This is a genomic window from Hathewaya histolytica (assembly GCF_901482605.1).
Taxonomy (GTDB): domain Bacteria; phylum Bacillota; class Clostridia; order Clostridiales; family Clostridiaceae; genus Hathewaya; species Hathewaya histolytica.
The window spans coordinates 2,581,928-2,602,637 of the sequence record NZ_LR590481.1; the positions used below are offsets into that span (position 1 = coordinate 2,581,928).

General features: G+C 30.1%; 19 protein-coding genes. 6 read left to right on the forward strand and 13 right to left on the reverse strand.

Features of this window, described 5'->3' with window-relative positions:
* Window positions 1-9 precede the first annotated feature (9 nt).
* The 6 genes from FGL08_RS12465 to FGL08_RS12490 all read right to left on the reverse strand — a co-directional run bounded on the left by FGL08_RS12465 (window position 10) and on the right by FGL08_RS12490 (window position 7,127).
* Window positions 10-351 (reverse strand): nucleotide pyrophosphohydrolase, encoded by a 342-nt coding sequence (locus FGL08_RS12465; protein WP_138211086.1) that lies wholly within the window; start codon window positions 349-351, stop codon window positions 10-12.
* A gap of 100 nt (window positions 352-451) precedes the next feature.
* Window positions 452-2,317 carry an ABC transporter ATP-binding protein gene (locus FGL08_RS12470; RefSeq protein WP_138211087.1) on the reverse strand — a complete coding sequence of 622 codons (1,866 nt, stop codon included), beginning with the start codon at window positions 2,315-2,317 and terminating at the stop codon, window positions 452-454.
* Window positions 2,317-4,044, reverse strand: coding sequence for an ABC transporter ATP-binding protein (locus FGL08_RS12475; protein ID WP_138211088.1), 1,728 nt, complete (start codon window positions 4,042-4,044; stop codon window positions 2,317-2,319). Before FGL08_RS12475 ends, FGL08_RS12470 begins: the two co-directional genes overlap by 1 nt.
* Window positions 4,045-4,091: 47 nt before the next feature.
* The gene (locus tag FGL08_RS12480; RefSeq protein WP_243117988.1) at window positions 4,092-4,541 is read right to left on the reverse strand and encodes a MarR family winged helix-turn-helix transcriptional regulator; all 450 of its coding nucleotides are present in this window, start codon (window positions 4,539-4,541) and stop codon (window positions 4,092-4,094) included.
* 236 nt (window positions 4,542-4,777) lie between these two features.
* Window positions 4,778-5,128 (reverse strand): PqqD family protein, encoded by a 351-nt coding sequence (locus tag FGL08_RS12485; RefSeq protein ID WP_138211089.1) that lies wholly within the window; start codon window positions 5,126-5,128, stop codon window positions 4,778-4,780.
* A gap of 70 nt (window positions 5,129-5,198) precedes the next feature.
* On the reverse strand, window positions 5,199-7,127 hold the full coding sequence (locus tag FGL08_RS12490; RefSeq protein ID WP_138211090.1) for an OPT family oligopeptide transporter: 1,929 nt from the start codon (window positions 7,125-7,127) through the stop codon (window positions 5,199-5,201).
* Between the two features lie 326 nt (window positions 7,128-7,453).
* Between FGL08_RS12490 and FGL08_RS12495 the strand changes: the two genes are divergently transcribed.
* Entirely contained in the window at window positions 7,454-7,600 is a 147-nt protein-coding gene (locus tag FGL08_RS12495) for a polynucleotide phosphorylase (RefSeq protein WP_138211091.1), read from the forward strand.
* Window positions 7,601-7,695: 95 nt separating this feature from the next.
* Here FGL08_RS12495 and FGL08_RS12500 read toward each other — a convergent pair whose 3' ends face one another.
* Complete coding sequence (locus FGL08_RS12500) at window positions 7,696-8,331, reverse strand: FMN-dependent NADH-azoreductase (protein ID WP_138211092.1); 636 nt, start codon at window positions 8,329-8,331, stop codon at window positions 7,696-7,698.
* A gap of 211 nt (window positions 8,332-8,542) precedes the next feature.
* Here FGL08_RS12500 and FGL08_RS12505 point away from each other — a divergent pair, with 211 nt between their 5' ends.
* The 3 genes from FGL08_RS12505 (at window position 8,543) to FGL08_RS12515 (ending at window position 10,895) form a co-directional block, all read left to right on the forward strand.
* Window positions 8,543-8,851 carry a winged helix-turn-helix transcriptional regulator gene (locus FGL08_RS12505; RefSeq protein ID WP_138211093.1) on the forward strand — a complete coding sequence of 103 codons (309 nt, stop codon included), beginning with the start codon at window positions 8,543-8,545 and terminating at the stop codon, window positions 8,849-8,851.
* A 226-nt stretch (window positions 8,852-9,077) separates the two neighbouring features.
* The gene (locus FGL08_RS12510; RefSeq protein WP_243118021.1) at window positions 9,078-9,569 is read left to right on the forward strand and encodes a CarD family transcriptional regulator; all 492 of its coding nucleotides are present in this window, start codon (window positions 9,078-9,080) and stop codon (window positions 9,567-9,569) included.
* Between the two features lie 315 nt (window positions 9,570-9,884).
* Entirely contained in the window at window positions 9,885-10,895 is a 1,011-nt protein-coding gene (locus tag FGL08_RS12515) for a fused DSP-PTPase phosphatase/NAD kinase-like protein (protein ID WP_138211095.1), read from the forward strand.
* A 68-nt stretch (window positions 10,896-10,963) separates the two neighbouring features.
* Here FGL08_RS12515 and FGL08_RS12520 read toward each other — a convergent pair whose 3' ends face one another.
* Entirely contained in the window at window positions 10,964-12,313 is a 1,350-nt protein-coding gene (locus FGL08_RS12520; RefSeq protein ID WP_138211096.1) for an MATE family efflux transporter, read from the reverse strand.
* Between the two features lie 267 nt (window positions 12,314-12,580).
* On the opposite strand from FGL08_RS12520, the gene FGL08_RS12525 reads away from it, so the two are divergent.
* Complete coding sequence (locus FGL08_RS12525; protein WP_138211097.1) at window positions 12,581-13,090, forward strand: flavin reductase; 510 nt, start codon at window positions 12,581-12,583, stop codon at window positions 13,088-13,090.
* Between the two features lie 163 nt (window positions 13,091-13,253).
* Here the strand turns inward: FGL08_RS12525 and FGL08_RS12530 are convergent, their stop codons facing one another.
* A complete protein-coding gene (locus FGL08_RS12530) occupies window positions 13,254-14,738 on the reverse strand; it encodes an aldehyde dehydrogenase family protein (protein WP_138211098.1) in 1,485 nt (494 codons plus the stop codon).
* A 368-nt stretch (window positions 14,739-15,106) separates the two neighbouring features.
* Between FGL08_RS12530 and FGL08_RS12535 the strand changes: the two genes are divergently transcribed.
* Window positions 15,107-16,858, forward strand: coding sequence for a transglutaminase domain-containing protein (locus FGL08_RS12535; protein WP_138211099.1), 1,752 nt, complete (start codon window positions 15,107-15,109; stop codon window positions 16,856-16,858).
* A gap of 168 nt (window positions 16,859-17,026) precedes the next feature.
* Here FGL08_RS12535 and ribH read toward each other — a convergent pair whose 3' ends face one another.
* From ribH to ribD, 4 genes are read right to left on the reverse strand one after another with little or no spacing between them, the layout of a single operon-like run.
* Window positions 17,027-17,488 (reverse strand): 6,7-dimethyl-8-ribityllumazine synthase, encoded by a 462-nt coding sequence (ribH, locus tag FGL08_RS12540; protein ID WP_138211100.1) that lies wholly within the window; start codon window positions 17,486-17,488, stop codon window positions 17,027-17,029.
* Window positions 17,489-17,514: 26 nt separating this feature from the next.
* On the reverse strand, window positions 17,515-18,708 hold the full coding sequence (locus tag FGL08_RS12545; protein ID WP_138211101.1) for a bifunctional 3,4-dihydroxy-2-butanone-4-phosphate synthase/GTP cyclohydrolase II: 1,194 nt from the start codon (window positions 18,706-18,708) through the stop codon (window positions 17,515-17,517).
* Between the two features lie 18 nt (window positions 18,709-18,726).
* Window positions 18,727-19,383: a riboflavin synthase gene (locus tag FGL08_RS12550; RefSeq protein WP_138211102.1), complete on the reverse strand. Its 657-nt coding sequence runs from the start codon at window positions 19,381-19,383 to the stop codon at window positions 18,727-18,729.
* Complete coding sequence (gene ribD, locus FGL08_RS12555) at window positions 19,384-20,481, reverse strand: bifunctional diaminohydroxyphosphoribosylaminopyrimidine deaminase/5-amino-6-(5-phosphoribosylamino)uracil reductase RibD (protein ID WP_138211103.1); 1,098 nt, start codon at window positions 20,479-20,481, stop codon at window positions 19,384-19,386.
* Window positions 20,482-20,710 lie beyond the last annotated feature (229 nt).

A 20,710-nucleotide genomic window follows, 5' to 3' on the forward strand; every position in this document is an offset into this window, starting at 1 on the left:
GGGTTTATGCTAAATCTCATTATATTTTTTAGAGCTACCCTTAAATTTATCTACAGGATATTTTATAGAATTTTTCTTTATTTTTTCTTCTATTGCTTCTTCTAAATTTATATTAGCCTTATTACAGAACATCAATAAATAAATAGCAACATCTGCTATTTCTTCTTTTAGCTTAAGCTTATCCTCTTCATTTAATGATTTATAATCCACTTCCTTCCACTGGAAGCATTCTAATAATTCACTAGATTCCAAACTTATGGAGATTGCCAGATCTTTCAAGTTATGAAACTTATCCCAATCCCTTTCTTGATTAAATTGCTGAATTGCCTCTGTTAATTTTTCTATACTCATTTGTAACACTCCTATTCTTATTAAAATACCTAAATTCATTTTAATATATAAAACTAATAAAGAGAAACATAGCTTGTGTAGCCATGTTTCTCTATAATTTTTAAATAGCTTTATTATTCCCTTTAAATTGACTATTATAAAGATCTGCATAAAAGCCATCTTTCCTCAAAAGCTCTTCATGGTTTCCTTGTTCTATAACTGTTCCACGATTCATAACAAGAATTAAATCTGCATCGCGAATTGTAGACAATCTGTGAGCAATCACGAAACTTGTTCTTCCCTTCATTAATTCTGCCATAGCATTCTGTATATATAATTCAGTTCTTGTATCTACACTACTTGTAGCTTCATCTAGAATAAGAATGCTAGGATTTGCTAGTATAGCGCGTGCTATAGTAAGTAATTGCTTTTGTCCTTGTGAAATATTAGATGCTTCTTCATTTATTAATGTATCGTAACCATCTGGTAATGTCCTTATAAAGTGATCTGCATGTGCTAATTTTGCAGCATTTATAACATCCTCTTCTGTAGCACCTTCTCGGCCATATGCAATATTTTCTCTTATAGTACCACTAAATAACCAGGTATCTTGAAGAACCATACCAAACATATTACGTAAATCCCCACGTTTTATATCTCTAATATCAATTCCATCAACAGTTATTCTTCCACTATCAATTTCATAGAATCTCATTAATAAATTTATAATAGTAGTTTTTCCTGCACCTGTAGGCCCAACAATTGCAATTGTCTGCCCTTTTTTAACATCGATATTCATATTATCAATAAGAGTTTCACCCTTTTTATACCCAAACTCAACATTTTCAAACTTCACTTCTCCTTTAGGTAACTCTATAACTTTAGAATTTTCCTTATCAGGTATTTGTTCTTCTTCATCTAACAGTTCAAAAACACGTTCAGCTGATGCCACTGTAGATTGAATTATATTTGCTATATTTGCAGTTTGAACTATAGGTTGCGTAAATTGTTTTGAATACATAATAAACGCCTGTATGTTCCCGATATTCAATCTTCTTTTTGTAACCAAAATTCCACCAACAACACAAACAAATACATAACCAATGTTATTTATAAAAGTCATTAAAGGCATTATAATACCAGATATAAATTGTGCTTTCCAGTTAGATTCATAAAGTTTTTTATTAATTTTATCAAATTCATCTATTGATTCTTCTTCTCTTCCAAAGGCTTTTATTATTTTATGTCCAGTATACATCTCCTCAATATGTCCATTAAGTTCCCCTAATTCTTTCTGTTGTTTTGCAAAAAACTTTTGAGAACGTGTAGCTATGTTTTTAGTTACAATAACAGAAAGAGGTATTGTAATAAAGCATATAAGTGTCATAAGCGGACTTATTCTAAGCATCATAATAATTATGCCTATAAGAGTCACTACAGATGTAATTAATTGAGTAATACTTTGCTGAAGTGTTGTGCTTATATTATCTACATCATTTGTTACACGACTTAAAATTTCACCATGGGTATGTGAATCAAAATATTTAAGTGGTAATCTTGCAAGTTTCTCATTCACATCTGTACGCATATTAAATACGGTCTTTTGAGCAATTCCTGCCATTATATATTGTTGTATATAACTAAAGATTGCACTAGTTACATATAATACTATTAATAGGACTAATATATTTTTTATATATCCAAAGTCTATTTTAGCTCCAGGTACATTTTTCATTTTCATAAATACACCTTGAAGTAACTTGTCAGTTACCTTACCCATAATATCGGGACTTATAACTGTAAAAGTTGTACTTAAAATAGCCATTAATACTACTAACCCTAGCTGAAACTTAAAATGTTTCAAATATCCTAATAATCTTTTCAATGTTCCTTTAAAATCTTTTGCTTTTTCTACAGGCATTCCCATACGTGGTCCATGGCCTGGTCCTTTTCTTTCATTTACTCTGTTATTTTTTTCTTCACTCATTACAACTCCTCCTCTGAAAGCTGTGAAGATACAATTTCCCTATATACATCACAGTTATTTAAAAGTTCTTTATGAGTTCCAATTCCTTTAATTTCACCTTCATCTAAAACTATAATTCTATCTGCATCAATTACTGTACTTACTCTTTGAGCTACTATAATCACTGTAGAATTCTTAGTTTCAGCTTTAAGTGCCCCACGTAATTTTGCATCTGTTTTAAAGTCAAGTGCGGAGAAACTATCATCAAACACATATATTTCTGGATTTCTAACTAAAGCTCTAGCAATGGAAAGACGCTGCTTTTGTCCACCTGAAACATTAGTACCACCTTGTGCTATAAAAGACTTATATCCATCTTCCATACTTTCTATAAATCCTGATGCCTGTGATATTTCTGCTGCATATCTTACCTCTTCTTCTGTAGCCTCTTCTTTACCATACTTAATATTTTCTTCGATTGTACCGCTAAATAATACAGATTTTTGCGGAACAAATCCTATTTTACTTCTCAAGTCTTCTTGGCTCATATCACGAATATCAACATCGTTTACTAGGATACTGCCCCCTCCATTTATATCATAAAAACGAGGAATAAGACTTATCATTGTGGATTTTCCTGAACCGGTTCCCCCTATTATAGCTGTAACTTCTTCTGGACCTGCGTTAAATGAAATGTTACTTATAGCTGGACTCTCTGCACCTTCGTAGCTGAAAGTTACATTTTTAAATTCTATATTTCCTCTTTTTGCGTTTGCATTTATAGGTACCTCTGGATCTTTAATCTCAGTTTTTATATCTAATACTTCGTTAATTCTATCTGCTGATGCTGATGCACGAGGTATTAATACAAAAAGCATAGAAACCATAATAAGAGAAAACATAATTTGCATTGCATATTGGATAAATGCCATTAAATCTCCAACTTGCATATTTCCATTGTCAATACGAATTCCACCAAACCAAATTATAGCTATTGTAGTAAAGTTCATTATTAACATTAATGCCGGCATCAAAAGTCCCATTACTCTATTTACCTTTACAGCTGTACTTGTAAGGTCTTTATTTGAATTATTGAAACGTTTTTTCTCAAAATCTATACGATTAAATGAACGTATTACTCTAATACCAGTTAAGTTTTCACGTAATACACGATTTAGTTTATCAAGCTTTGTTTGCATTACTCTAAATAATGGAACACCCTTTAGTGCAATAACAGAAATCACACATGCAAGTATTGGCACAACTGCTACCAGTACTAAGGAAAGTTTTGCATCCTTTGAAACAGCCATAATTATGCCACCAATGCACATAATAGGCGCATTTACCATCATACGTAATATTATAACAACAACTTGCTGAACTTGGTTAATATCGTTGGTAGTTCTTGTAATAAGAGAAGCTGTACCTATTTTATCAACTTCATTTAATGAGAAACCTTCAACCTGTGTAAATACCTTATTTCTAATATCTCTTCCAAAAGCAGATGCTGTTTTAGAAGATAAATAACTTGCTATAACTGTACAAATAGTTCCTAAGGCAGCAACTACAAGCATAAATCCTCCAACCCTTAATATATAATTTGTATCTCCCTTTACTATACCAGTATCTACGATCTTAGACATTAAGTTTGGTAGATATAATTCAGACATAGATTGGAAAAATAGCAGTACCAACACAGTTATTATATAAGCCGAATATTTCTTTAGAAATTTAAATAACTTAATCATAATTGCTCATCTCCACTCCTTAACTTAATTAAAATTAATCTAATTTATTATTTAGAACTATTTTTTATAGATTCTATAAGGTTATCTTTCATATTAATAAATAACCTTCTAAGTAAAATCTGCTCTTCTGTGGTAAATCCCTTAAAGCACTCACCTTCTAAAATTTCTGTGATTCTGTATACTTCCTTACATTTATCTTTCCCTTTTTCAGTTAGATAGACCCTAGAAATACGTTGATCCTCCGTATCTTGTATACGTTCCACTAAACCTTCCTTCTCCATCCTTTTAATCATAACCGTAATTGTTGCAGGTTTAATCTTCATCTTATCAGCTAATTCTTTTTGGCTTTGACCCTCTTCTAATTGAAGTGCTAATAATAAGTGTGGTTGACCTGGGTATAATCCTATCTCTTCAAGAAGCATATGTATTCTTTTATAATGAACTTTTTCCACATCCACAAATGAATAATATAAAGAATCTTTATCAAAACATTGCACTATAATACCTCCTTTTAATTAGTCGGCTAACAATATTGAAAATAATATCATTTTTTCATTCACTGGTCAACAACATTATATTCCTTTTAACATTTAAAGATTATTATATGGCTATATAACTTTATTCTTTTAATTTTATTTACATTTAGTTCATTAGTCTACTAACCTTTTATACTTTTATTTAATAAAAAAACCTCTTTATACATTCTTTGTATAAAGAGGTTTTAGTTTTTAATTTATTTTTCTTCCATTTCCTTCAACCCAATCCATCCCCTTTTATAGAGGTACCTTAAATATAAGATTAACCTATCATAAATAGGATTGCACTTATCACCAAATTCATTTTTCAACTTTTCACCTAAATCGTATACTGTAGATTCTCCATCTATATTTATCCAAATGAAGCTTCCTATAGTGTCAAGCTCTATATCACTTTTATAAGGTTTTTTTACAAGCCACCTCATTATCTTTTCTAAAATCTTATCATGATGAAATACCAAAAATACTTTATTATTTTTTATCTCGTAATTATTGTATTTTTTAATAGGTATATAAAAAAGAAAATTTTTATCTTCCTCTTTTTTCATAGTTCCTCCTTAAAAAATTATAGTAATCATTAAATCCTATTACCAAGGAAATTTATTATATACTATATTTTTATATTTCTTCTACTTTAGAAGTATAACTAAAAAACATTACACACCCTACCACTAATACAACAGCTGCACTCCATGGGCTAGTAACAATATTTTTTGCTATTTTAGGACCTATTGCTAAAGTATCTGTTAAATTAACATAAGCAAATATAGCAATAACTATACCCATTAATGCATCTCCTGCTACTAAGCCTGATGCTGTAAGTATACCTTTTTGTGTAGATGCTTCAAGTTTGTTGGCATTGTTCTTAAACTTTTTATCTATTAATACTCTTATAATTGCTCCTGATAAAACTCCTGCACTTAAGTTTATTGGAAGATACAACCCTAAAGCAAATGGTAGTACCGGAATATTCATAAACTCACACATTATAGCAAGCATCATTCCTGTTATAACTAAAGTCCAAGGTAACTGTCCACTCATAACCCCCTTAACTATCATTGCCATTAGATTTGCTTGTGGAGCTGGAACTTGTGTTGAGCCAATCCCATAAACTTTATGAAGCATAAGTATTACTCCCCCTATAACAGCACAAGTAACTACAACAGCTATATACATAGTTATCTCTAAATTTTTAGGCGTTCCCCCTAACACATAAGAAGTTTTAAAAGCTTGAGCTGTTCCACCAGCTATTGCTACAACTACACATACTATAGAAGCCGCTAATATAGCTGCAAGCATTCCTCCATTGTCTATTTTACCCGTTGCCTTCAGTGCGGCAGATATAAATAATAATGACGCTATAGTCATACCCGATATAGGATTATTAGAAGTCCCTATAAGTCCAACTATTCTAGCAGATACAACTGCAAAAAAGAAAGAAAATATTACTGATAATAGTGCGCCTAACCATCCAGTATTAATCATTGGCAAGAACCAACTTAAGAAAAATACTAAGACTGAAACTATTATAACCCACGTTATAGGAAGGTCCTTATCTCTTTTATTAGAAATTTTATCTGAGTTTGATTTCAATCCTTTTAAGGCTGATTTAAAAGAACTAATTATTACAGGTAAAGCTTTCCCTATGCTTATAAATCCACCTGCCGCAACAGCTCCAGCACCTATATATTTTACATAAGAAGAAGCTATTTCTTTTGCACCCATATTAGATATAATATTTACTGCGGGATATAAAGCATTAACATTTCCTGCTCCAAAATACTTTATCAACGGAACTAAAACATAATTTGCAACTACAGCTCCTGAAAACATGTACATGGCAATTTTTATTCCAACTATATATCCTACACCAATTAAAGATGCCATTGCATCAATCCCAAAAATTGTACCGTGGAAAGATTTTATAGTCCACACTGGTGACTCTACCCATAAACCTAGACCTCCAGATAAAAACTTATAAACTCCTCCTCCTATTAAACCAGTTAACATATTCTTAAAGCCTTTTCCTCCCGCACTACTATTAACAAGTACTTCTGCCGCAGCCATACCTTCTGGATAAATTAATTTCCCATGTTCCTCTATAGTTAAGTACTTTCTTAATGGCATTACAAATAATATTCCTAAAGCACCTCCAAATAAAGAAACAAGTATTGTCATTGTTAATGTTAGTTTAGATCCTAAAACTATAACAGCTGGTATTATAAAAATAAGTCCTCCTGCCAAAGATTCTCCCATGGAAGCCATAGCTTGTATTATATTGGTCTCTAAAATATTGTTCCTCTTGCAAACTCCCTTTAATATAGATGTGGATAATATAGCCGCTGGTATTCCTGCTGCTATAGTCATTCCTACTTTAAGACCTAAGTACGTATTGGCAACTCCAAATATAATAGCTAAAATACATCCTAGTATAACGGAAACTGTAGTTAGTTCAGGAAGTGCATCTTCAATAGATATATAGGGAACATAATCCTGCCCCTTAACACCTCCATAAGCATTTTTAGATAAACCCTTTTTTTCTAACATTTTTTATTCCCCCTTTCAACTATTTGTAATACTATTCCCAATATTCTGATAATACTTAAAATATTTATAATAATTTTATCATAAATATTCCTATTTATATATATTTTTTAACAATTTTACGTAAATTTTTGAAAATTAACCCCCTTCATTCTTACTCTATGGTGTGATAATTATATAGGTTACACTTAATTATATTTTTCTTTATAACACTTGCACATTTTATTCTTTCCATAAATATATATTCAGATTTATATATTATTTTACCAAATCTTACTTACATATTTTACATCCTCATTGGATATAAATAATCTTGAGGTGATATTAAAATGGATAACAATTTTACAAATTCTAATAACCAAATTAAATATGCAAATTTAAAAGAAACTGAAGAAAAAAGACTTAAAGAATTAGAAAGTCAATTCAATAGTGAATTCGGAACTGACTATTATCTAATGATTATGAAAGAAAAATAATACAAATAGAGCTATTGATATTATTAAATATCAATAGCTCTATTAATTATCTTATAAATTCTTATTTTATAAATTATATGAAATACCTAAAATAACTAAAATGTTTTTGCCACTTCTCTAGCTCTAGACATAGCATTTTCTTTAATTACCTCTGCCTTATCCGCCATTGAATTAACACCTTCTATAATAATAGATGCCCTATCATTAATCCCTATAAATCCTAATACCGTATCCATATATTTATCACCCATTTCAACATCACTTGCAGGAGATTTTGAATACACTCCTCCTCTAGATTGAATATGGATAGCTTTTTTTCCTGTTAAAAGTCCAACTGGACCGTTTTCAGTGTACTTAAATGTCTTTCCAGCAATACATACATTATCTATATAAGCTTTCATCATTGGTGGCACTGAAAAATTCCAAAGTGGTGTAACAAATACATACTTGTCAGCAGATAAAAATTGTTCTAATATGACATTCATATTAGTTATATTTTTTTGCTCTTTTGAAGTTAATTCCTCAAAAGAAAGACCTTCTTCAAATTTATACCATGCACTAAAAGTGTCCTCATCAATTAAAGGAATGTCCATTTTATATAAATCTAAAGTTATTACTTCATCTTCAGGATTAACTTCTTTGTATGCATCTATAAAAGCATTACCTACTGTTAAACTATAAGATTTCTCTTCAGGTTTAGGGTTCGAATTTATATATAATAATTTTGCCATTTTATATTCTCCTTTTAAATATATTTTTTAAATTAAACATACTTTTCACTGTTTATATTAAAAATATACTAAGTTAAAACTTCTAAATAAATAATTACATAACTTAATATAATTATTTATTTATATTAACTTACTTTATGTAACTATAATATAATAAGATACTTACTTTTGTCAAGTAAATATGATAAGATAATTATAGGAGATGATATGAATGGATAACTGTCATTTATGCCCTAAATTTGAAGCCGCTTTTACACTATTAGGAAAAAGATGGACTGGATTGATTATACGTTCCTTACTAAATGGAGCTAAAAGGTTTTCTGATATTCAAGAAATGATTCCTAATTTAAGTGCTCGTATGCTTACAGAAAGATTTAAAGAATTAGAGGAACAAGGAATTATAATCCGCAGAGTATATGCTGAAATGCCTGTGCGTATTGAATATGAACTAACTGAAAAAGGAAAAAATCTTCAAAAGGCTATGGATGAAATTCAAAAATGGGCTGAGAATTGGACGTAATATAAACCTTCTCTGATAAACTTGAGAAGGTTTATATTTTTAATATGTTAAATAACCCAATTCATACTTCATAAAATTAAAAAATCAATCATAAATCATTATTAATTTATTTAAAAATAAAATAATTGAAATAAAATATTGACATGCATATATATTCCATGTTAAAATTATAAATTTGATAAAAACCTTCATATATGTTATACTTAATATAGTTACATATATGGAGGTGAGTTATTTGTTTGAAATTGGCGATAAAATTATTTATCCAATGCAAGGTGCAGGAGTAATTCAAGGTATAGAAGAAAAGGACTTTTCAGGAGAAAAGAAAAAATATTATATTATAAAAATGTTAACAAATAATATGCAACTAATGATTCCCATGGACAGAATAATCGACTCTAATTTACGTTTAGTTACTAATGAATCTACACTAGATAAAATACTATTAGATTTAAATACTACAGACTTCAGCTCAAACGACAACATTTCATCTAAGCAAAGATATCAATCCAACATGGATAAAATTAAATCTGGCTCCTTAAAAGAAAACTTAGAAGTAGTTTATGATTTAACATGTCTAAGCAAAGAGAAATCCCTTAATTCCACTGAAAAGCAAATGTTAACAAATGCTAGAAAGTTCTTAGTAGATGAAATTATCCTAGTAAAAAACTTAACAGAGGATGAAGCAGATAATTTATTAGATGAAAATATCAATTAATCACTTCTAAATCTTAAGCATATAAAAGTAAGGTGTAAAGTTATCCTATAGTTCTTAATAATAGGATACTCCTTCCACCTTAAGTATATGCTTTATTTTTTTATAAATTACTAAAAAAAATATACTCAAAATTATATTAGAATTTTATAATATCATACCTTTCATACCATAAATTCTTATTTAGTGAAATGTCTTATATGTTTGCTAATTAACAACTTGTATAAGAATACGTTAAAATATATATATTAATAAATAGAATAAGCTTTAGCAATAATAATTTACCACATAAATAATGACTATATAGAGGTGAATACATTGTATAAAAAATTTAACATACGTTTCTCTATTTTATTAATATTATTAGCTACATTTTTCTCTACTATATCCATAGTTGAAGCAAAACAAACTATTAGTACAACTAGAAATAATGAAGATGTTAACCTTGTTACAGATTCCTTAAACACTAAAACTCTTCCAAAGCGTTTTCGTAAAACTTCTGATTTAACGGATGTCGATAATAATAACTTAAATCTTAAAGGTTTAAATACATTAAATATTTCTGGTAGCCAGCAATTTTCTGCATTTAATCTTCCTCTTATAATAAATTCTATAGGTAATTCAAAACCTATAACAATTGTAGACTTGAGGCAAGAATCCCATGGATTTATTAATGGTATTCCCGTTAGTTGGAAAGGTGCAAAGAATAATGCTAATCAAGGCTTAACAATGAAAGAAGTATTATCCGATGAAGCGGCTAAACTCGCTAGTATTAAATTAGGTGAACCTATCACATTCTATAACCATCCTGATATGAAGGTTATAGTAGAAAGTGTTCAAAGTGAGAATCAACTCGTTAACTCTAAATCACTATCATATTTACGTGTACCTGTTACAGATGGTAAAATTCCTACTGATGAAATGGTTGATTACTTTGTTCAATGGGTAAAAAAACAGCCCAAGGATATTTGGCTACACTTCCACTGTAAAGAAGGTATCGGAAGAACAACTACATTTATGGCTATGTATGATATGATGAAAAATTCTAAAGAAGTTACTGCTGATGATATAATTAAAAGGCAAGTCATGTTAGCAAACTTCAAGAAAGATAAACTTGACTCTTTCACCAATAATGAAAGAGGTAGATTTTTAAAAAGTTTCTATGAATACTGCAAAGAAAATAGTGATTCTTTTGATGTAAAATGGAGTGATTGGAAAAAGACCCATGGTACTAATAATGAAAATCCAAATAAAGAAATTCAACGATTTATTAAACATATGAATACTGAAAAGACAAAGCCTCATCTTGATGCTTTGTCTTTTTCTTAGTAAACCTATATACAACATATATTTAATTATCTTATATAACTTATCGATAAAAAATATATTTATAAAAGTTACGCAGACTTATTTCCTTCGTTATCTATACACATTTCCTCTTTTAAACTCTTATAATGCTTATTAAACATAAACCCAACTAAAATCATCAAGATCCCCTGAGCTACCACTAATGATAACCAGATTCCCCTAAGGCCTAAAATCCTCGGAAGTAATATCAATAGAAATGGAGTAATGATAAGTGCATCAGAGTATACTAACAATGATGAAAAACGCGTACTACCCACTGCATAAAAATAAGCAGCGGATAATCTAACTATCCCGATAAGTGGAAAAGCAAAGCTAGATAAAAATAGTGCATCTTTAATCACAATTGCGGTCTCCTTAGAACTTCCAAATATACTAGGCAAAACATTTCGTGCAGGTATTATAGCTATAAATATTATAACACTAATAATAATCACTGTTGAAATTGCCTTTTTTAATATTTTATTCATGCTATTATATTGTCTTGAACCATTACAAAAGCTTATAAGTGGTTGTATTCCATCTCCAACTCCCTGAAGAAGAGATTGTATAGATGCAACTACATAGGATATAACAGAATATGCAGCAACAGCTACCTCACCACCATAATTAATACATTGCCAATTAGCAAAAATAATTATTACTGATGGTGAAAGTGATAATCCAAAAGGTGCCATTCCAATTTTAAGCATCTTACGGATTAATATCCAATCAGGCTTAAGTTCACAAACCTTAAACTTATTTTTCTTATCACAAAAAATTACTATTAAACTAGCCACTGCTACTAATCCTTGGGCAGTTACTGTAGCAATTGCAGCTCCGTATATCCCTAATCCAAGCACCATAATAAATAATGCATCGAGAATAATATTTGCTATAAGTCCACTAATCATAATGCTCATAGCAATTATAGATTTTCCACTATTACGAATTAATGGTGCCAAACCTGTCCCAAACAACTGTAATCCTGAAGCAAAAGCAATTACGCCGATATATTCTGTAGCAGCTGTATAAATCTTACCTTCCGCACCGAAAAATTTTAGGATATTAGTATATGTTATAGAAAAACCTAATGTTAGTACAATAGTTGAAACAATCAACATAAAAATAGTATTCCCACGTGCTTTATTTGAACCCTCAATATCTCCCTTACCATTTAATGTAGACATAATTACCGAACCACCTATACCTATTCCTGTACCCACTGCAAGTATTACAGCAGCAATAGGCCAAGCAATATTTATAGCTGCAAGACCTATATCACCAGTAGCACGTCCTACAAAAAAACCGTCTACAATTGCATAGAAACCTGCTAATAGCATTGTTAACATTGAAGGGATTACGTATTTCCAAAACTGTTGTTCAATTGATTTTTGTGTCATGTTTAACCTCTCAAAATAAAATTAACATAGTAATTTAATTATATGATTCTTATATATATTTCTTTATTATACCCTATTAAATATTATAATACTATAGATATGACATCTTATACTTATCAACTGGTTCTAAATAGACAACAAGCTCCTTTTCCACATACAACTCTCCCCCTATATAATTATCTATACTATCTTTTTGTTATTATTTATATAATAATATATACATGCGTGCTTTACAAAACAATCTATATTACTAAGGGGGATTATATTATGAAGAAATTTATAGAAATCAAACCTGAAGAATTAAATAAAAGTCCATTTCAACTTATAGGTAAGGATTGGATGCTAATAACAGCAGAAAAAGATAATAAAATAAATACCATGACTGCAGCATGGGGTGGCTTCGGTGTTATGTGGGGAAAAAATGTTACTTATATCGTCATAAGACCTCAACGTTACACTAAAGAATTTGTAGATAATGCTGATAGATTTTCTCTAACATTCTTTGATGATAGCTTTAAAGATAAGCTAAAATACCTTGGAACTGTATCTGGTAGGGATGAAGATAAAATCTCTAAATGTAATTTAACAATTACACATTCAAATGATGCACCTTACTTTGAAGAAGCAAATCTTACAATTATATGTAAGAAACTATATGCACAAAATTTTAAGCCTGAATGCTTTATCACAAGTGAATTAGATGAAAAATGGTATCCTACAAAAGATCATCATACAATGTATATAGCAGAAATAGAAAAAATTCTTATAAAAGAATAGTTGAAAACAATTTATATTTAAGTACAATATTAAAAGAAAAACTCATAACTATAGAAATAAATAGTTATGAGTTTTTGACTTTATATATATATTTAGTGTTCCTATAACAATAATTTAACCTTAATATTCTTGTTCATTATTATAGTGTATACAACATAAATTTCTAGTATAATCCTTCAGTTTGATCTTTTATACTAATGAAAATATTCTTTGTTTGTGTATAAGCATCTAATACACTCTTATAAGTTTCACGACCAATACCAGACTTCTTATATCCTCCGAAAGGTGCTCCAGCAGGTAATTGATTGTAAGTATTAATCCACATACGTCCAGTTTCTATTTTAGAAGCCACACGAAGTGCAGTGTTAATATTAGTTGACCATACAGCTCCACCAAGACCATATTCTGAATCATTAGCTAATTTAATAACTTCTTCTTCATCTTTAAATTTAATTATAGTTACTACAGGTCCAAAAATCTCTTCCTGGGCAACACGCATGTTATTATTAGCATCTGCTAAAATTGTTGGTGCTAAGAAGGCACCTTTATTTAAAGAATCTACCTCTAATCTCTTACCACCAGATACCAATCTAGCTCCTTCTGCTTTACCAATTTCAACAAATTCAAGTATCTTTTGAAGTTGTCTCTCGTTGATTTGTGCTCCCATTTGAACACCCTCTTCCCAAGGAAGTCCAACTTTAACCTTTTCAAATGATTCTTTTAACGCTGTAACAAATTTATCATAAATACCCTCTTGTACGAAAAGTCTTGATCCGGCACAACATACTTGTCCTTGGTTAAATAAAATTCCAATTTGTGCACCCTCTATAGCTCTATCCCATGGAGCATCATTGAAAACTATGTTTGCAGATTTACCACCAAGTTCTAAAGTTGCTGGAATTAATTTATCTGCTGCTGCTTTTGCAACTTCATATCCAATTTCTGTAGAACCAGTAAATGCTAGCTTACTAAAACCTTCATGTTTTAACATATAATCTCCAGATTTTGAGCCTTTACCTGTTATAATGTTTACAACTCCAGCAGGTAGGACTTGATTTATTAACTTTCCAAGTTCTAACAAGCTAAGAGAAGTAGAAGATGAAGGATGAATAACAACTGTATTTCCTGCTGCAAGAGCTGGAGCTAATTTCCACGCCGCCATCAATAGTGGGAAATTCCAAGGTATAACTTGCCCCACAACTCCTATTGGCTCTTTTAATGTAATTGACAATGTATTTTCATCAAGCATCTTAGAAGTTCCTTCTTCTGAACGGATAACTCCAGCAAAATAGCGGAAATGATCTGAACTTAAAGGTACGTCCACGTTTGATGTTTCTCTAAATGGTTTTCCATTGTCTAATGTTTCAACCATAGCTAAATGTTCTTTATTTTCGTCTATTAAATCAGCAATTTTAAGTAACAAATTGCTACGTTCTTGCACACTTACATTTTTCCAAGTTTTAAAGGCTTCTGAAGCTGCACTAACAGCTGCATCCACATCAGAATGGGAAGCGTCAATAAATTCTGCTAATTCTTCACCATTACTAGGGTTATAGCTGATCATTCTTTTACCTTCTGTTCCATCTACCCATTCACCATTAATAAGAAGTTTATAATTTTTATCAATAACATTTAATGATCTATCCATTTTATAATACCCCCTTAAACTTATTCTATGATTTTATTATACTACTTTTTTTAATTAATTAAAAGAGAATTATTATCATTATCATCCTTTTACCACATATTTATTTTTAATTCACTTATATTTTATTCTAAAAATTAAGTTTTTTTCAAATTAATTAGCCTTGTTCATTAATTATACATAATTTATTCATGTTTTGCTAACAACTACATAATATAATTTAAAATACCTTATTTATTCCATCTACTATTATATTAAAAATGTTCAAGTATAATCTTTAAAATAAAGGAGGTTAGATAGAAGTCATTCAAACTATTTTATGTACTATTTACCAACAAATTTATTTATTCTCAAATATAGGGGGACTTAAAGTGAGAAAAACTAAAGTATCAATATTAATATTAAACTTAATTGTTGCTTTAACTTTTACATCATGTACAGTTAAAGATAAACCTGAAAATGTTTCTAAAAAGGCAACTACCACTCAAGAACAATCCCAATATAGCGATGATATGTTTAATGATAACGCTAGCAAAAAATCAAATAATCCTGAAGAAAAAAGTAAAACTGATAATTCTACTGATTCTACTAAGCAAAACGAAACTGCCAAAGCTCCTTCCACATCAGATAATAAAGATAACTCTAAAAATATTGATAACTCTGATAAAAATATTCAATCTAAATCTGACAAGAACATAAAATCTACAAAAAGACAAAATAGTAAAACTACTTTAATCGCTCAAGTTGGTTCTAAATCAAAAGCAAAGGCTCAAACTAAGCCTACTAGTAAATCTCACAAAGAAAATTCAGGTGTTGTAATTAAAGATAATAAAACTAGTATGGCTAAGCTAGATATTAAAACTAAAACTAATAAAACAAAAAAAGACAATTCAAGTACTGTGACTAAAACTGATAAAGTAAAAGATAAAAAACCAGATACCCAAAATAAACCCGATAAAAAACATGAAACAAAGCCAACTACAGAAGTTAAACCTGATAAAAAGAACGAAAACAAGCCGACTACTGAAATTAAACCCGATAAAAAGAACGAAGACAAACCAACTACTGAAACTAAACCTGATAAAAAGAACGAAGACAAACCAACTACTGAAACTAAACCTGATAAAAAGAATGAAGACAAACCAACTACTGAAACTAAACCTGATAAAAAGAATGAAGACAAACCGACTACTGAAACTAAACCCGATAAAAAGAACGAAGACAAACCAACTACTGAAACTAAACCTGATAAAAAGAATGAAGACAAGCCGACTACTGAAACTAAACCTGATAAAAAGAATGAAGACAAGCCAACTACTGAAACTAAACCTAGTGAAACAAATCAAAATAATTCTCCTGTTAACTCCGAAAAAGATTTAGTAACTAGGATAGAATCTAATTTGACTTCTTATCCAGATAGATTAACTATTACCCTAGGAAAAGATTACTCTCCTAATGATTGGGATAAACTTAATGATATCGTTAAATCAATAATCTTTAACAGTAATAATTTCAACTATGGATTTAATAGTTGGGGTTGGGAAAGAATAGGCAATAAACTTACATTAAAACCTAACTATTCACTACCTAAAGCTAAACTTCAATCTCAAAATGAAGAAGTAACTATAAAGGTAGATACTATAATTAATACAATAATAAAAAAAGGTATGAGTGAATTACAAAAAGAGAAAGCTATTCATGATTATATTGTTAATAATACAGTATATAACTATGCTAATTTTAAAAATAATATATATGACCCTAATGATCACTCTGCTTATGGACCATTAATATTAGGAACTGCTGTTTGTGAAGGCTATGCAAAGGCTATGAATTTATTACTTAACAAAGTAGGAATAGAATCATTTATGGTTACTGGTTTAGGTAACGGTGGCCCACATGCTTGGAACATAGTTAAAATTGATGGAAAATACTATAATGTAGATAGCACATTTGATGATCCTGTAGGTGCAGGAAACGTATTAAGATATACTTATTTTAATAAATCAGATTCAGCTATTTCTTTCGATCATTCAAGAGATGATATGGGTGCAAAATTACCTAAGTGTACAGATACTAAATATGATAAATATACAGATTCTGATTGGTCAAAAATAAAATAATTATATAACAACAAAAGTCTACTTAATATTTTTATAAATTTAAGTAGACTTTTATTATTTACTTAATATACAATTTTCCTGTATCTTTTAGCTTTTAATTCTAATAAATATAAATCCCTAATTTAAATTATAATAATTAATTTTTTAATAGTTAACTATTGTCTTTTACTATAATTGCTTCAATAAATTTACCATCTCTATAGCCGTTACTGCTGCATCATACCCCTTATTTCCAGCCTTAGTTCCAGCCCTTTCTATAGCTTGCTCAATTGTATCTGTGGTTAAAACTCCGAATACTACTGGTTTTTCAGATGCTAATGAAATAGCTGCAATCCCCTTAGATGCCTCAGCACAAACATAATCAAAATGTGGAGTTGAACCTTTAATAACTGCACCTAAACATATAACTGCATCATACCTATCCTCCTTTACCATTTTCTTAGCCACTAATGGAATTTCAAAAGCTCCTGGTACCCATGCAATCTCTATGTTATTGCTACTAACACCATGCCTTTTTAATCCATCTAATGCTCCACCTAGTAACTTTGAAGAAATAAACTCATTAAATCTCCCAACTACAATACCAACTTTAATATCTTCCGCTATTAAATTTCCTTCAAATATTTTCATTTTTTACTCCCCCATATTGTATTAATTTAATAAGATAACATATGATTTAATTTTTCTTTTTTAGTCTTTAAATAAAACTCATTGTTCTCATTATGATTTATTTGAATAGATACCCTCTCAACCACTTCTATACCATAGCCATTTAAATCATTAATTTTTCTAGGGTTATTCGTCATAAGTCTAACCTTTTTAGCTCCTAAGTCCTTAAGCATTTGCGCAGCTATGTAATAGTCCCTCATATCTGCAGGAAATCCTAATTTAAGATTTGCCTCTACAGTATCAAGACCTTGATCTTGTAATTCATAAGCCTTTAATTTATTGATAAGACCTATTCCTCTTCCTTCTTGCCTCATATATAATAAAATCCCACAACCTTCTTTAGATATTTTCTTCATTGCTGCATCATATTGTGCCCCGCAGTCACATCTTTTAGATCCTAACACGTCTCCCGTTAAACACTCTGAATGTACTCTAGTTAGTATAGAATCTCCAGATTTTATATCCCCTTTCACTAATGCCACATGATGTTCTCCATTCAACTTATTAATAAACCCATATAACTTAAAGTCACCGTATTTAGTTGGCATTTTAGTCTCAACCACTCTTTCAATAAGCTTTTCTCTCTTTTTTCTATAGTTTACTAAATCAGCTATAGTAACAATTTTCAGATTATGAGCCTTGGCAAATTTCATTAATTGTTTAGTCCTTGCCATAGTTCCATCCTCATTCATGATTTCACATATAACACCTGAAGGTTTTAATCCTGCAAGCTTAGCTAAATCCACTGCTGCTTCCGTATGCCCAACTCTCTTTAATACCCCACCTTCTCTAGCTATTAATGGGAAAACATGACCTGGCCTTCTAAAATTTTGGCCATTACTATCTTCTAGCAACTTCTGTATTGTTAATGCTCTTTCAAAAGCTGAAATGCCTGTAGTTGTATCAATATGGTCAACAGAAACTGTAAAAGCTGTTTCATGATTATCTGTATTATCTTCTACCATTGGATTAATATTTAACTTCTTAAGTATCCCTTCTTCCATAGGCATACATATAAGACCTCTACCATACCTCGCCATGAAGTTTATAGCTTCACCAGTAACCTTCTCTGCTGACATTAACAAGTCACCCTCATTTTCCCTATCTGGATCATCAATAACAATAACCATTTTTCCTTTCTTAATATCATTTATTGCTTCCTCAATTGTATTAAACTCCATATCTATTCCCCCTATTTATTACATAAATCCATTATCCCTAAGAAAATCTTCACTTATAGGACTCTTATTTACATTACTTATATCCAAATCAAATTTTAATAATTTCTCCACATACTTTCCTATTACATCACATTCAAGATTAACTGTATCTCCTATATTCTTGGTAATTAGTGTTGTTTTTTCAGCAGTATGTGGAATTATAGAAACTTTAAAACATTCCTTATCAACATATGCTACTGTTAAGCTTATTCCATCTATAGCAATACTCCCCTTTTCAACTACATACTTTAATATATTAATTGATGTTTTAATGGTAATCCAAATAGCATTATCTTCTCTCATAAATGAACTAATCTTCCCAATTCCGTCGATATGTCCACTAACCACATGTCCCCCAAATCTACTTTGAAGAATCATTGCCCTCTCTAAGTTAACCTTACTTCCAATATTAAGTTCACCTAAAGAACTTCTTCTTAAAGTTTCTGGCATTACATCTACTGTAAATGTATCTTCACTTAAGTTTGTTACTGTAAGACATATACCATTGGTGCAAATACTATCCCCTAAACGTGTTTTTTCTAAGACAGTCTTAGCTTTTATTAATAAACTTGAAGACCTCTCACTATTCTTTATTCCTTTAACTACTCCTATTTCTTCAACTATCCCTGTAAACACCTATACTCTCCCTCCTTCAATATAGCCTTCAAGTAATATATCTTCTCCGGTAAAACTTGAAGTGAGGTTTTTAACTTTATAGGCATCCTTTAATAAGGTTATACCTCTACCCCCTATAGAGGTTTTAGCTTTTTCTCCTCCGATTATCTTAGGTGCAATATAAATTTGTATCTTATCTACTATACATTCATCTAAAGCTGAAAAGTTTAATGTAGATCCTCCTTCTAAAAGGATACTATCAATCCTTAACTCACCTAATTTAATCATTAAATCCTGTAAATCTACCCTTTCATACTTTGATTTAACGATTAGTACTTTCACACCTAAGTTTGTTAAAGTAGATAATTTACATTTATCAGCTTTTTCTGTAGTTGCAATAATTGTTTTAGCTTTATTGATACCTTGTAATACTTTTGATTCCATTGGTATTCTAAGATGACTATCCACAATTATTCTTATAGGGTTTATGGTATCTTTCACCCTGCATGTTAACTGAGGATTATCTTTTATAATTGTATCTATACCTACCATAATCCCGGAAACTTCACCTCTTAACTTATGGACATCTATTCTTGACTCCTCTCCAGTAATCCACTTTGATTCTCCTGAAATAGTAGCTATTTTACTATCTAAAGACGTAGCAGTTTTTAATATAACAAAGGGTTTTTTATGAGTTATATACTTAATAAATACTTCATTAAGTTTTATGCTCTCTTTCTCCAAAACCCCAACAACGACTTCTATTCCAGCTTCTTTAAGTTTTGTAATTCCCTTTCCCGAAACCATTGGATTAGGATCGACCATACCTATTACAACCCTACTAATTTTCTTCTCTATAATTTTATCTACGCATGGTCCTGTTTTACCATAATGAAAACATGGCTCTAAATTAACATACATAGTAGCTCCTGTTACATCATCAATAGCATTATTTATTGCATCTACTTCTGCATGAGCCTTTCCGTATTCCTTATGATAACCACTGGCAATTATTCTATTGTCTTTTACAATTATTGCACCTACCATAGGGTTAGGGTTTACTTTACCTCTTCCCTTATTAGCTAGATCTAAAGCTATTTTCATATAATACTCATCCATACACACACCCCCAAAATAATTACTCAATAACTCTTCAGATTATATGAAAAAAGCCCTGAGTTATATAAACTCAGAGCATAAAGATATCCTATAGGAAGTTACTTTCTTTAAGTAAACCATAGCTAATGTAGATTTTTAATAAGTATAAATTATATATAATAATTAGTAATATAAATTAAAAAGCTCTGAAATATAAACTATTTCAGAGCACAATAAACTAAATATAATA